At 73.2% G+C, this 12,037-nt stretch carries 11 protein-coding genes and 1 tRNA gene; 3 read left to right on the top strand and 9 right to left on the bottom strand.

All coding sequences use genetic code 11. The features are described from left to right. Positions 1-13: 13 nt before the first annotated feature. Complete coding sequence (locus ACZ6ZR_RS13185; protein WP_465642182.1) at positions 14-1,441, bottom strand: tetratricopeptide repeat protein; 1,428 nt, start codon at positions 1,439-1,441, stop codon at positions 14-16. A gap of 287 nt (positions 1,442-1,728) precedes the next feature. Between ACZ6ZR_RS13185 and ACZ6ZR_RS13180 the strand changes: the two genes are divergently transcribed. Together ACZ6ZR_RS13180 and ACZ6ZR_RS13175 are read left to right on the top strand one after the other, a co-directional pair. Then, positions 1,729-2,169, top strand: a complete 441-nt coding sequence (locus ACZ6ZR_RS13180) for a hypothetical protein (protein WP_465642181.1) — start codon at positions 1,729-1,731, stop codon at positions 2,167-2,169. Between the two features lie 127 nt (positions 2,170-2,296). Then, positions 2,297-3,223: a spermidine synthase gene (locus ACZ6ZR_RS13175; RefSeq protein ID WP_465642180.1), complete on the top strand. Its 927-nt coding sequence runs from the start codon at positions 2,297-2,299 to the stop codon at positions 3,221-3,223. Positions 3,224-3,251: 28 nt separating this feature from the next. Here the strand turns inward: ACZ6ZR_RS13175 and ACZ6ZR_RS13170 are convergent, their stop codons facing one another. The 5 genes from ACZ6ZR_RS13170 to ACZ6ZR_RS13150 form a co-directional block, all read right to left on the bottom strand. After that, positions 3,252-4,052 carry a hypothetical protein gene (locus ACZ6ZR_RS13170; RefSeq protein WP_465642179.1) on the bottom strand — a complete coding sequence of 267 codons (801 nt, stop codon included), beginning with the start codon at positions 4,050-4,052 and terminating at the stop codon, positions 3,252-3,254. A 62-nt stretch (positions 4,053-4,114) separates the two neighbouring features. Next, positions 4,115-5,584, bottom strand: coding sequence for a GH1 family beta-glucosidase (locus tag ACZ6ZR_RS13165; RefSeq protein WP_465642178.1), 1,470 nt, complete (start codon positions 5,582-5,584; stop codon positions 4,115-4,117). Between the two features lie 38 nt (positions 5,585-5,622). After that, positions 5,623-6,537: a carbohydrate ABC transporter permease gene (locus ACZ6ZR_RS13160; protein WP_465642177.1), complete on the bottom strand. Its 915-nt coding sequence runs from the start codon at positions 6,535-6,537 to the stop codon at positions 5,623-5,625. A gap of 3 nt (positions 6,538-6,540) precedes the next feature. Then, on the bottom strand, positions 6,541-7,515 hold the full coding sequence (locus tag ACZ6ZR_RS13155) for a carbohydrate ABC transporter permease (RefSeq protein ID WP_465642176.1): 975 nt from the start codon (positions 7,513-7,515) through the stop codon (positions 6,541-6,543). Between the two features lie 102 nt (positions 7,516-7,617). Next, positions 7,618-8,946, bottom strand: a complete 1,329-nt coding sequence (locus tag ACZ6ZR_RS13150) for an ABC transporter substrate-binding protein (protein ID WP_465642175.1) — start codon at positions 8,944-8,946, stop codon at positions 7,618-7,620. 290 nt (positions 8,947-9,236) lie between these two features. On the opposite strand from ACZ6ZR_RS13150, the gene ACZ6ZR_RS13145 reads away from it, so the two are divergent. Beyond that, on the top strand, positions 9,237-10,307 hold the full coding sequence (locus tag ACZ6ZR_RS13145; protein ID WP_465642174.1) for a LacI family DNA-binding transcriptional regulator: 1,071 nt from the start codon (positions 9,237-9,239) through the stop codon (positions 10,305-10,307). A gap of 132 nt (positions 10,308-10,439) precedes the next feature. Here ACZ6ZR_RS13145 and ACZ6ZR_RS13140 read toward each other — a convergent pair whose 3' ends face one another. The 3 genes from ACZ6ZR_RS13140 to orn form a co-directional block, all read right to left on the bottom strand. Continuing rightward, positions 10,440-10,886 carry a DUF4442 domain-containing protein gene (locus tag ACZ6ZR_RS13140; protein ID WP_465642173.1) on the bottom strand — a complete coding sequence of 149 codons (447 nt, stop codon included), beginning with the start codon at positions 10,884-10,886 and terminating at the stop codon, positions 10,440-10,442. A 108-nt stretch (positions 10,887-10,994) separates the two neighbouring features. Then, positions 10,995-11,070, bottom strand: a tRNA-His gene (locus ACZ6ZR_RS13135). 115 nt (positions 11,071-11,185) lie between these two features. Further along, positions 11,186-11,788, bottom strand: a complete 603-nt coding sequence (gene orn, locus ACZ6ZR_RS13130) for an oligoribonuclease (protein ID WP_465642172.1) — start codon at positions 11,786-11,788, stop codon at positions 11,186-11,188. Between the last annotated feature and the right edge of the window lie 249 nt (positions 11,789-12,037).

Raw genomic sequence — 12,037 nt, 5'->3', positions numbered from 1 at the left:
AACCGACCCGCCGTCAGGCGGCCTCGTACGCGGCCAGGAAGGCCGCCACCTCCGGGACGGCCCGGTGCGACCGCAGCCGCCGCGCCGTCCCGGAGAGCATGGCCCGGATCCGGGCCGAACGGACCTCGCCCAGCAGCGCGGTGGCCTCGGAGGCGTGTGCGGCGGCCCCGGCCAGGTCGCCGAGCCCGAGCCGGTCGTGCGCCAACTCGGCGGTGTAGAGCACCCGGTTGCGGACGAAGTGCGGCTCCTGGAGGTCCACCGCCTGACGGGCCAGCAGCCCGGCCCGGTCCCAGACCTCCAGCGCGGACCAGCACTGGGACTCCAGCCCGGCGATCTCGGCCTCGCCGAAGAAGGTCATCCACTCCGGGTCGGCCTCTGCCTCGCCCTGGTCGAAGAGCGTGTACGCGCGGCCGAGCGCCCGCTCGCACGCCCCCCGGTCGCGGAGCAGCGCCCACGCCCCGGCCTCCCGCATGGCCAGCAGCGAGAGCAGCCGGGCCGAGTCGAGCCGGCGGGCCGCGGACTGCCCGGCCTGGGCGGCCCGCAGGGCCTCGCGGGCCCGGCCGGTGTCCCGGGCCAGGAAGGCGCTGTTGCAGAAGACGTGCGCCTCCAGGGCCGGGTCGTTGGCCATCCGGGCGGTGGCCAGCGCCTCGGCGTAGAAGGAGCGGGCCTCCACGGTGCGGTCCGAGTCGTGCGCCAGCCAGCCCACCGAGATGGCCAACTCGCCCGCGCCGGACTGGAGTCGGCGTTCGGTGGCGGCGCCGTAGTCGCCGTCGTTGAGCAGCACGTACGCGCTGCGCAGGGACTGGCCGGCCAGCTCGAACAGGGTGTCGGCGCCGTGCACGTCGTCCAGCAGCCGGATGTCCCGGACGGCCTGCTCGACGCCGCGCAGCTCGGCGGCGCCGACCCGGCGCGGGGGCGGCACGGTGTGGCCGGGGGCGGCGGAGCGCGGGGCCGCCAGGGCGGGGCGGTCCAGGCCGAGGGCGGCGGCCAGCGAGGTGGGCGCCAGTGCGGTGGGGGCCGGCACGGTGGGGGCCAGGACGGCGGCCGGTCCGCCGGTCAGGAAGGTTCGGCGACGCAAGTCGTCGTTCTCCTCGTCGGGAAGGTACGAGTCGTCCAGCGGCGGCAGCCCGCCGGGACGAAGCCTCGGACCCGGGACTGACGGCGGGTCGGCCGCGCGGCGGCGGACCGCCGTACGCGGGATGAACCCGAGCTCGGCCGGCGTGCGGTCGGGCCACATGTGCCGGAACACCCGCTCGTACGCGTAGTTGGGGCAGCGGATCTCGCCGGACTCCACCCGGCCGACGTAGCGGGCGTCGCAGGAGACGTGCTCGCCGATCTCCCGGGCGGCCCGTCGGACCGCGAGCGCGAACTCGCCGGGCGAGAGGTCACCCCGGAGCGCTCGCATGGTGGCGTTGGGGACGGGTGGTCTCGTGGCTGCCATCGTGCTGCGCTCCGAGCTGGGGGGTCTCGATCCAGCGCAGAGAGTACCGACTGTCACGGACCGGACACGTCCGGTTGTGGGGTGATGTACGGTCAATTAGCCACAAACCGGACAGAGTTGCTCTGAAATGCCATGAAGCGCCATCGGTTGCTGTACGTCAGCCCGTGGCCTTTCGGCACCCTTTCGCGTTGTCCTGATACATGGCGGCCCCTGGCCGACCCCACGCCGTCCGGCGCATCCGGGCGAGCGGCCGGGGCCGCCGAGTTGACGAGGAGACAGGAGGGCCCATGGCCGCCGGACTTCCGCAGTACCGTCACATCACCGTCCCGGCCACCCCCAGGGCCCGCCGGCCGCTGCTGGCGGCCGCGCCCGCGGTGCCCGTCCTGCCCTCCTCCCAGGCCGGCTTCGACACCGTCACGGTGGCGGTCCGGCACGGTCTGGAGACGGTGGACATCCTGCGCCTGCGCCGCGCCTGCGGCACGGTCCTGCAGAGCGACGGCGGCACCGCCATCGCGTTCCTCGTCCCCGCGGGGGTGGCCGGGCAGTGGCACCTGCCCGGCACCTCCTGTACCCCGGGAGCCCGGCTGCTCCCCGCCACCGACCCGCGCTGGGTGATGCCGCCCTCCGGCCCCACCGCGCTGGCCCGTCCGACCGACCCCTGGGTGCTCCGCTCGGCCCTCTGCGAGGCCGCCTGCACCCTGGCCGCCGGGGGCCTCGGGCCGTTCTGAGCCCGCTTTCCTCCTCCCTGCCCGGCCGCTGACCTGCGGCTCCGCACTGCGCGCCCGCCGGGCCGGTGCCGGGCCGCCGCCGAGCCGGTGCCCGTCTCCGCCCCGCCGTCCGGCGATAATGGCCGGCATGGGACGCAACCGGGCCGGTCGGGCTCGCACCGAGACCGAGCCGGCCGCCGCCGGCCCCGCGAGCAGCACCGGCGCCGAGGGCCGTACCCACGCCCAGGGGCCGCTGGCCCGCAAGGTCGCCTCCGGCCTGGCCGAGCTGGTGCCCGACCGGGACCGCGCCCGGGCCTGGACGCTGCTGCTGGACGGCGCTCCGCAGTCCCTGGTCGACCTGGCCGACCCGACCCACCTCGGCTTCGAGTACCAGCGCCGCCTGGGCCACCTGATCGACCTGGCGGCCCCGCCCGGCCGCCCGGTCACCGTGCTCCACCTCGGCGGCGGCGCGCTCACCCTGGCCCGCTACACCGCCGCCACCCGCCCGAGGTCCCGCCAGCAGGTCGCCGAGATCGACCCCGAGCTGACCGAACTGGTGCGCACTGAACTGCCGTTGGAGCGCGGCTGGCAGATCAAGGTGCGCGGGTCGGACGCCCGTGCGGTGTTGGAACGCACCCCCGAGGGCTCGGTGGACCTGGTGATCGCCGACGTCTTCTCCGGCGCCCGGACCCCGGCCCACTGCGCCACCGTGGAGTTTGCCACCCTGGCGGCCGCCGCGCTGGCCCCCGGCGGGCGGTACGCGGTGAACATCGCCGACGGCGGTGCTCTGCCCTTCGCCCGCTCCCAGGTGGCCACCCTGCTGGCGGCCTTCCCGGAGGTCTGCCTGATCGCCGACCCGGCGGTGCTGCGCGGCAAGCGCTTCGGCAACCTGATCCTGGCGGCCGCCCAGCAGCCGCTCCCGCTGGACGACCTGGGCCGCCGGGTGGCCTCCGACTCCTACCTCGGCCGGATCGAACACGGCCGCGGGCTGGCCGACTTCACGGCCGGGGCGCTCCCGGCCACGGACGCCACGGCGGCGCCGTCCCCGACCCCGCCGCCCGGCGTCTTCCGCTGACCCCCGGCGCTGCGCCCTCGGCCCGTGGTCAGTGGCCGCGCGGCAGGCCCTTGTGCTTGTACATCGCCGCCCCGGTGAGCAGCATCCCGGCCGCGATCGGCACCAGCACGGCGGTCAGTTCACCCTCGGTCTCCACCGGAGTGGCGGCGGCCAGCGTGACCTCCTCCTCCGGTACGGCGAGGCCCCAACCGCCCTGCGGCAGCTGGACGGTGGCCGTCCGGACGACGGGCGCCGCCGGGCCGCCGCTGCCGGCCGGGGCCCGCACCGCCCCGGCGGCGGGGCCCGGAGCGGCGGGGGTCTCGATCCTGGGCCGGGCCCCGGGCGCCTGAGCCCCCGGCTGGTCCTCGGCGGCGGAGCGGGAGGCCCGCGGCTGGTCGCCGCGCGGCTGCGGCGGCACCGTGGGGAGCAGCACCGCCGCGATGGCGAACGCGTCCGGCACGGTGGTGGCCTGGCCGGGCAGCGGCAGTCCGTCGGTCTTGATCCGCTCCTGCAACGCCTTGGCCACCGAGGCGGTCTGCTGCTCCAGCACCGGGGTCGCTACCCCGGTCAGCTGGCCCAACAGGGCCGGGGCGTCCGCCCGTTGGACCAGGTCGGGGCCGAGCAGCCCCGCCACCGCCGAGCCGTCCGCGGCGTACGCGGTGCCCACCCCGAGCCCGAGGCCCCAGACGTGGGCGAGCACCGCGCCACCGGCCGCCAGGGTCCGGGTGCGGGGCCGGGGCAGCCGCCCCCGCCCCGCACCGGCACCGGCGCCCGCCCCGCCACCCGCTCCGGCCTCCGCCCCGGAGTCCGTACACTCGCCGTCCGGTCCCTCGACTCGCGGCTGCGCCACGTGGTTTGCTCGCACGTCAACAGAGAACGACGCCCCACCCGCGAAGGTCACGCCCCGTCAGGTCACTGCTGCTCGCGCGCCGGGAGCGTTCCGGTACGGATCACCTCGGCGTACCAGCGCGCGCTGGCCTTCGGGGTGCGGGCCAGCGTCGCGTAGTCCACGTGCACGGCGCCGAAGCGCTTCGCGTACCCGTACGCCCACTCGAAGTTGTCCAGCAGCGACCAGAGGTAGTAGCCGCGCACGTCCGCGCCGAGCTCCACCGCCCGGGCCACGGCGGCCAGGTGGCCGTGCAGGTAGGCGATCCGGTCCTGGTCGTCCACGGTGCCGTCGGGGCCGACCCGGTCCTCGAAGGCGGCGCCGTTCTCGGTCACCAGCATCGGCAGGCCGGGGTGGGCCCGGTGGACCGCGAGCAGCAGGTCGGTCAGACCACTCGGGTCGATCGGCCAGCCCATCGCGGTGACCTCGCCGGGGGCGAGGTGGAAGGCCACCTCCTCGGCGCCGGGCCAGGGGGAGTGCTCGCTGGCCCCGTGGCCGTCGTGGCGCGGCAGGTGCGCGGCGTTGGCGGTGCTCGAAACCACCGTCGGGGTGTAGTAGTTGATGCCCAGCAGGTCGATCGGCCGGGCGATCTCGGCCAGGTCGTCCGGCTTCACCAGGGTGTCCCAGTCCACCAGGTGCGCGGTGTCGGCCAGCAGGTCGTCGGGGTAGGCGCCGTTCAGCATGGGGCCGGTGAAGATCCGGTTCCCGACGGCGTCGATCCGGCGGGCCGCGTCCAGGTCGGCGGGGTCCTGGCTGAGCGGGCGGATCTGGTGCAGGTTCAGCGAGACGGCGAGCTGCGCGGTGCGGGGGAGGACGGAGCGCAGGGCGCCGACGGCCAGGCCGTGGCCGAGGTTGAGGTGGTGGGCCGCCCGGAGCGCGTCGGCGGGGTCGGTGCGCCCGGGGGCGTGCACGCCGGAGCCGTAGCCGAGGTAGGCGCTGCACCAGGGCTCGTTGAGGGTGGTCCAGGTGGTGACCCGGTCGCCGAGCGCCTCGGCGGCCAGTGCGGCGTAGTCGGCGAAGCGGTAAGCCGTCTCCCGGGCGGGCCAGCCGCCCCCCGCGGCGGAGCCGCTGGTGGACGGGGTCTCGAGGTGCTGGGGGAGGTCCCAGTGGTAGAGGGTGGCGACGGGGGTGATGTCGTTCGCCAGCAGCTCGTCCACCAGTGCGCGGTAGAAGTCCAGGCCGCGTTCGACCGCGGGGCCCCGGCCGGTGGGCTGGATGCGCGGCCAGGAGAGCGAGAACCGGTAGGTGGTGAGGCCGAGTTCGGCCATCAGCCGGACGTCCTCGCGGAAGCGGTGGTAGTGGTCGACGGCGATGTCGCCGGTGTCGCCGCCGGCCACCTTGCCGGGGGTGTGGCTGAAGGTGTCCCAGATCGAGGGGGTGCGGCCGTCCTCGGCGGCGGCCCCCTCGATCTGGTAGGCGGCGGTGGCGGCGCCCCAGGCGAAGCCGGGCGGGAAGGCCGGGCCGGTGCTGAGCGGACTGGGTTCGGTCACGGTCATGGCGGGAGCGCTCCCAAGTTGGAGGGAGCTGACGGTGGTCAGCTCTTGACGGCGCCGGCGGTGATGCCGCCGACGATGTGCTTGCCCAGTACGGCGAAGATCAGCAGCAGTGGCAGGGTGCCGACCAGGGCTCCGGTCATGATGACCGCCTGGTTGATGTCGTACGCGCTGCCGCCGCCGATCGCGGAGAGCGCGACCTGCACGGTGGGGTTCTGCTGGGTGAGCACCACGAAGGGCCAGAAGAAGTCGTTCCAGGACTGCACGAAGACCAGCATGCCGAGCACCGCCATCGCCGGGCGGGCGATCGGGAACACCACGTGCCAGACGATCCGCAGGCTGTGCGCGCCGTCCACCCGGGCGGCCTCGATCAGCTCCACCGGCAGGGCCTCGGCCAGGAACTGACGCATGAAGAAGACCCCGAAGGCGGCCACCAGGGAGGGCAGGATGACGGACTGGAGCTGGTTGCCCCACTGCAGGTCGGTGATGATCCGGTAGAGCGGGATCACGCTCAGCTGGGGCGGGATGGTCATGGTCGCCACCACCAGGGTGAGCAGCGCGTTCCGGCCCCGGAACGGCAGCTTGGCGAAGGCGAATCCGGCCAGGGTGGAGAAGGCCACCGTGGAGAGCGAGACCAGCCCGGCCACGATGGTCGAGTTGAGCAGCGCCTGCCCCATCGCGGCTTGGTCCCAGACGGTGGAGATGTTGGCCCAGAGCGAGCCGCCGGGCAGCAGCGGGGGCGGGGACTGGGCGACCCGCTCACCGGTGTGACTGGCCGCCACGAAGGTCCAGTAGAGCGGGAAGAGGGAGACGGCCGCGGCCAGGCCGAGCAGCAGGTAGGAGATCGGCCCCGCCCGGTCGTGGTCCCCGGCCCCGGCCCGGAAGCGCCGCTTGGCGGCGGGGGCCGGCCGGGATGTGTTGGTGGGTGCGGCGGAGGGGGTGGTCAGGGTGCTCATCGCTCAGCCTCCCAGCTTGGCGCGGTTGCGGCGGGCGATCAGCAGGTTGACCGCGCCGACCAGCAGCAGGATCAGCAGCATCGTCCAGGCCACCGCCGAGGCGCGGCCCAACTGGCGGTTGGGCCAGCCGAGTTCGTACAGGTAGAGGCTCAGCGTCTGGAACTGGTGCGCGGAGCCGCCGCTCACCCCGACCCCGCCGCCGAACAGCATCGGCTCACCGAACAGCTGGGTGGCGCCGATGGTCGAGACGATGACGGTGAACAGGATGGTCGGCCGGATCGAGGGGATGGTGATCCGGGTGAACTGCTGCCAGCGGGACGCCCCGTCCAGGCTGGCCGCCTCGTAGAGGTCCTTCGGAACGGCCTGCATCGCGGCCAGGTAGATCAGCGCGTTGTAGCCCGTCCAGCGCCAGGTCACGATGGTGGCGATGGCGATCTGGGAGGGCCAGGTGTCGGCGAACCAGTCGGTGCGGTCGAAGCCGAGCGAGGTGAGCGCCCAGTTGACGATCCCGTAGTCCGGGTTGAACAGCTGGACGAACACCAGGGTGGCCGCCGCGATCGAGGTCGCGTACGGGGCCAGCACCGCGACCCGGAGGAAACTCCGGCCGCGCAGACGGTAGTTGAGCAGATGGGCCAGGCCCAGGGCCATCAGCAGCTGCGGGACGGTGGACAGGACGCCGATGGTGAAGGTGTTCCGCAGCACGGTCCAGAACTGCTCGCTCGACCAGAGCCGGGTGTAGTTGCCCAGGCCGCGCCACTCCATGACGTCCGGGGTGAGCAGGTCCACCTGGTGCAGGGAGAGCCAGCCGGTCCAGATCAGCGGGACGAGGCCGAAGGCGGCGAAGCAGAGGAAGAACGGGGCGATGTAGGCGTAGGGCGCGGCCTTGATGTCGAGCCGGTACAACCGGGAGCGCCAACTCGACGTCGCCGGCGGCCGGTTGCTGCTTCGTTGGGTACGGGGTGGGGCAGGGGTGGCCACGGGGCGTCCTCCCGGGGTGGTGGCTGGGGCACCACCCCGGCCGGCGGGCCGTCAGGCGCCGGCCGGCCGGGGTGGCAGCTCGGAACGGGTGGGCGTCGGGCGTCAGTTGGTGATCTTGTCGTCGATCGCCTTCAGCACGTTCTGCCAGGCCTTGGCCGGGTCGGTGCCGTGCTCCTCGATGTCGAGGACGCCGTTGTCGGTGATGATGGTCTTCGCGGTGCCGTCGTCCGGGCCGATCTTGGCGGGCTGGATGGCACCGGCCGCGGCCGCGTAGATCTGGCCGGTCGGGGTGTCGCCGAAGTAGTCCAGCTTGGCCGACTGAACGGCCGGGAGCTGGAGGCCGGCGGAGGTCGAGGGCAGGTTGCCGACCTTGGTGAAGACCTTGGCCTGCTGCTCCGGCGCGGTCAGCCAGGCGGCCAGTGCGGCGGCCTCCTTGGTGTGCTTGCCCGCCTTCGGCACGGTCAGGAAGGCCCCGCCCCAGTTGGCGGCGACCGGCGCCTTGGCGATGTCCCACTTGCCCTTGCCGGCCTCGCCGGACTGCTTGCTGACGATGCCGGTCATCCAGGACGGGCAGACCACGGTGGCGAACTTCGCGTTGGCGAAGGCCGACTCCCAGGGCTTCTGGAACTGCCGCAGCCCGGCGCTGATCTTGGCCTGCGAGGCGGAGACCGAGAGGTCCCAGGCCTTCTTCACGGTGGCGCTGTCCTTGACGGCCAGCTTGCCGGAGGTGTCCGAGTACTGCTGGGTGTTGCTGGAGATCACCGCGTTGAACAGGCCGCTGGCCGAGTCGGTGAAGAAGGTCCCGGCCGGGGCCTTGGCCTGGTACTCCTTGCCCTTGTCGACGAACTTCGACCAGTCCCCGGCCCAGAGCGCGCCGACCGCCTCCCGGTCCGAGGGCAGCCCGGCCTGCTGGAACAGGTCCTTGCGGTAGCAGATCGCCATCGGGCCGATGTCGGTGCCGAGGCCGATCAGCGCGCCCTGGGCGGTGGTCGCCTGCTGCGACTTCCACGGCAGCCAGGCCCCCGCGCTCACCCCGTCGGTCTTGCCGAGGTCGACGAACTTGTCCGCCAACTTGCCGGTGGCCTGGGCGATGTAGCCGACCTCGACGGCCTGGACGTCGGCCAGGCCGCTGCCGGCGGCGAGGTGGGTGGTCAGCGCGTCCCAGTACTTCTGGCCGTCCTGCGCGGTCTCGTACTTGATGGTGATGTTCGGGTGCGCCGCCATGTACTCCTCGTAGAGCCCGGCCTCCTGGTAGCCGAAGGTGCCGAAGTCGCCCAGGCTGAGAGTGATCTTCGCGTTGGCATCACCGCCGCCCTGGGTGTCACTGGCGGAGCTGGAGCAGCCGGTCAGCAGCAGGGCGGTGGCGGCGAGGGTGGCGGTGGTCGCGGTGAGCGCGGCGCTTCTGCGGGGGCGGGAGGTGGTGGGGCGCATGACGTTCTCCTTGGTCCGGGTGGGGCAGGGTGCTGTATTGCGCGGAATTGGCCGGTAGAGTCTGGGAGTCGCTGCATGGGAGCGCTCCCACGGAAGGCATGCCGGAAGGTTGCTGGCTGGCAGGGGCGGGTGTCAAGAGCAGGTGTCACAACCGTTGCCGGAGCGTGTCCCGGGCCCCGGCGGGGCGGCAGGGGCCGACCACCCGGTACCGGGCGGTCGGGAAGGGACGTCCACCGGCCACAATGAGCAGCAGAGACCCCCGATCACGTACGCGTCCCACGAGGTGAGCGATGAGCCAGACCACCGCACAGCGCCCGACGGGGCCCCAAGGGGAACCGGGGGCCGGCCGGACCACGGCCCGCCCCACCCTGGAGGAGGTCGCGGCCCTCGCCGGCGTCGGCCGGGGCACCGTCTCCCGGGTGGTCAACGGCTCCCCCCGGGTCAGCGAGAAGGCCCGCGAGGCCGTCAACGCGGCCATCGCCGAGCTCGGCTACGTCCCCAACCGGGCCGCCCGCACCCTGGTCACCTCGCGGACCGACTCGATCGCCCTGGTGGTGCCGGAGGCGGAGACCAGGCTGTTCTCGGAGCCGTACTTCTCCGACATCATCAGCGGGGTCTCCGCCGAGCTCGCCGAGACCGACATGCAGCTGCTGCTGATCCTGGTCCGCAACCAGCGCGAGCGGGAACGACTTTCGGCCTATCTGACCGCGCAACGGGTGGACGGCGTACTCGTGGTGTCGGTGCATCAGGACGACCCGCTGCCGGCCCTGTTGGAGAGCCTGGAGATCCCCTCGGTGCTGGCCGGGCGCCGCGGCGACCTGGAGCCGCTCAGCTACGTCCACGCGGACAACGCGGGCGGCGCCAGGATGGCCGTCCGGCACCTGCTGCGGCGTGGCTGCGAACAGGTCGCCACCATCACCGGCCCGATGGACATGGAGGTGGCCCGGGCCCGGCTGGCCGGGTACCGGGGGGCGCTGGAGGAGGCCGGCCGCCCGTTCCGGGAGGAGCTGGTGGTGCTCGGCGACTTCACCGAGGAGGGCGGGCGGCTGGCGATGCGCGAACTGCTGACGCGCCGTCCGGAGGTGGACGGGGTGTTCTGCGCCTCGGACGTGATGGCGGCGGGGGCGATGCAGGTGCTCCGGGCCGCCGGGCGGCGGGTGCCGGACGACGTGGCGGTGATCGGCTTCGACGACTCGATCGTGGCCCGGCACACCGAGCCGGCCATGACCAGCGTGCGGCAGCCGATCGAGGAGATGGGCCGGACGATGGCACGGCTGCTGCTCGACGAGATCGCCGAGCGGGGGCGGGCGCGGCGGCAGGTGGTGCTGGCGACCGAGCTGGTGGTGCGGGACTCGGCGTGACGTCTTGGGCTCGGGCTCAGGCACCTGCGTGGGCTCGGGCTCGGCTCGGGCTCAGCTCGGGCTCGGGCTCGGGCTCGGGCTCGGGCTCGGGTGAGTGTGAGGTGGCTCACCCGGGCCCGGCCTGACTCCGGGTCAGGAGTTCGGGCGCAGCGTCCAGGAGATCTTCATGGTGCTGGTGACGTCGCCGTCCTCGCGGGTGACGTCCACGGTGACCTCGAACTCCGGGCGCTCGCCCTTGTCCAGCTCGGCGACCACGTCGGCGACCGGGCGGCCGAGGGTCGCGGTGGCGGTGAGCGGGCCCTTGGCCAGCTTGAGGTAGGCGGTCTCGGTCTTCACGACCAGTGGCACGGCCCGGCCCAGCTGGTCGCCGAAGGCGGCCAGCACGATGCAGCCGCTGGCGGTCTCGGCCAGCGTGAACATCGCACCGGCGTGCGGGCCGCCGACGTGGTTGCGGTACTCGGGCCGGTCCGGGAGGCGGAGCACGGCGCGCTCGGGGGTGGTCTCCAGGTACTCCAGGCCGAGGGTGTGGGCCATGGGGACGGTGGAGTCGAGCAGCTGGCCGATCTGGGTCATGGTCATGGACGCGATGTTACTAGCCGGTAGGAAATGAGGGTAGTACTTCCCCCCGTCGACGGAACGCGAAAAGCCTTCAGGCCCTGGTCCGTTGAGACCAGGGCCTGAAGGCGATGGGGTGAGTGACGGGACTCGAACCCGCGGCCACCTGGACCACAACCAGGTGCTCTACCAACTGAGCTACACCCACCATCTGCCGGGGCGTTCCCGCTCCGACAGGAAGAACTCTACAGGATCGGAGAGGGTGCTCGCGCCAGGGTTTCGCTGACGGATGTTCGAGGACCGCTGGTCAGGCCGTCGGACCGTCAGGTCGTCGGGAGTTGGTACTTGGCGGCGATCGTCCGGGCGGCGTCGGTGTCCGGACCGGGCTGGGGGACGAACACCGCCTCGCGGTAGTAGCGGAGTTCGGCGATGCTCTCCCGGATGTCCGCCAGGGCGCGGTGGTTACCGCCCTTCTGCGGGCTGTTGTAGTAGGCCCGAGGGAACCAGCGACGGGCCAGCTCCTTGATCGAGGACACGTCGACGATCCGGTAGTGGAGGTGTCCCTCCAGAGCCGGCATGTCCCGGGAGAGGAAGCCCCGGTCGGTGGCCACGGAGTTGCCGCAGAGCGGGGTCTTGCCGGCCTCGGGCGCGTGTTCGCGGACGTAGGCGAGCACCATGGCCTCGGCCTCGGCCAGGGTCACGCCGTTCTCCAGTTCGTCGAGCAGGCCGGAGGACGTGTGCATGGTGCGCACCACGTCCGGCATGCTCTCGAGCGCGGCGGCGGGTGGACGGATGATGACGTCCACGCCCTCGCCGAGGATGTTGAGTTCGGAGTCGGTCACCAACGCGGCGACCTCGACCAGGGCGTCCCGGTCGAGGTCGAGCCCCGTCATTTCACAGTCGATCCATACCAGGCGGTCATTCACGCCCTCAGCCTACGGCGCGATCCCTCGACCCGGACAGTTGTCGCCCCGGAGCGGGTTCGGCGCCGCTGCCCGCAGCGGGGCGTTCGGCGTGTTGGGCGTGCTCGGGGTGCTCCTGGTACGCCCGGTCGGAGCGCGGCGCGGACGCCGGTGCGCCGTCCGGGCGGTGACCCTGCGCCAGGTCACGGGCCGTCGGCTGGCCGTGGCCCGGGCTGGTGTAACCCTCCTCGGCGGCGGCCGCGTGGGCGTGCT

Source organism: Kitasatospora sp. NPDC088742, assembly GCF_055584905.1.
The sequence above is the reverse complement of the archived record's forward strand: the minus strand, read 5'-3'. Positions and strand labels throughout refer to the sequence as shown.

What these genes read in the sequence shown, in the direction of transcription:
- ACZ6ZR_RS13150 (WP_465642175.1), bottom strand. Translation starts at nt 8,946, where the DNA reads ATGCGCCCCACCACCTCCCGCCCCCGCAGAAGCGCCGCGCTCACCGCG.
- ACZ6ZR_RS13165 (WP_465642178.1), bottom strand. Translation starts at nt 5,584, where the DNA reads ATGACCGTGACCGAACCCAGTCCGCTCAGCACCGGCCCGGCCTTCCCG.
- ACZ6ZR_RS13160 (WP_465642177.1), bottom strand. Translation starts at nt 6,537, where the DNA reads ATGAGCACCCTGACCACCCCCTCCGCCGCACCCACCAACACATCCCGG.
- ACZ6ZR_RS13185 (WP_465642182.1), bottom strand. Translation starts at nt 1,441, where the DNA reads ATGGCAGCCACGAGACCACCCGTCCCCAACGCCACCATGCGAGCGCTC.
- ACZ6ZR_RS13140 (WP_465642173.1), bottom strand. Translation starts at nt 10,886, where the DNA reads ATGACCATGACCCAGATCGGCCAGCTGCTCGACTCCACCGTCCCCATG.
- ACZ6ZR_RS13145 (WP_465642174.1), top strand. Translation starts at nt 9,237, where the DNA reads ATGAGCCAGACCACCGCACAGCGCCCGACGGGGCCCCAAGGGGAACCG.
- ACZ6ZR_RS13180 (WP_465642181.1), top strand. Translation starts at nt 1,729, where the DNA reads ATGGCCGCCGGACTTCCGCAGTACCGTCACATCACCGTCCCGGCCACC.
- ACZ6ZR_RS13175 (WP_465642180.1), top strand. Translation starts at nt 2,297, where the DNA reads ATGGGACGCAACCGGGCCGGTCGGGCTCGCACCGAGACCGAGCCGGCC.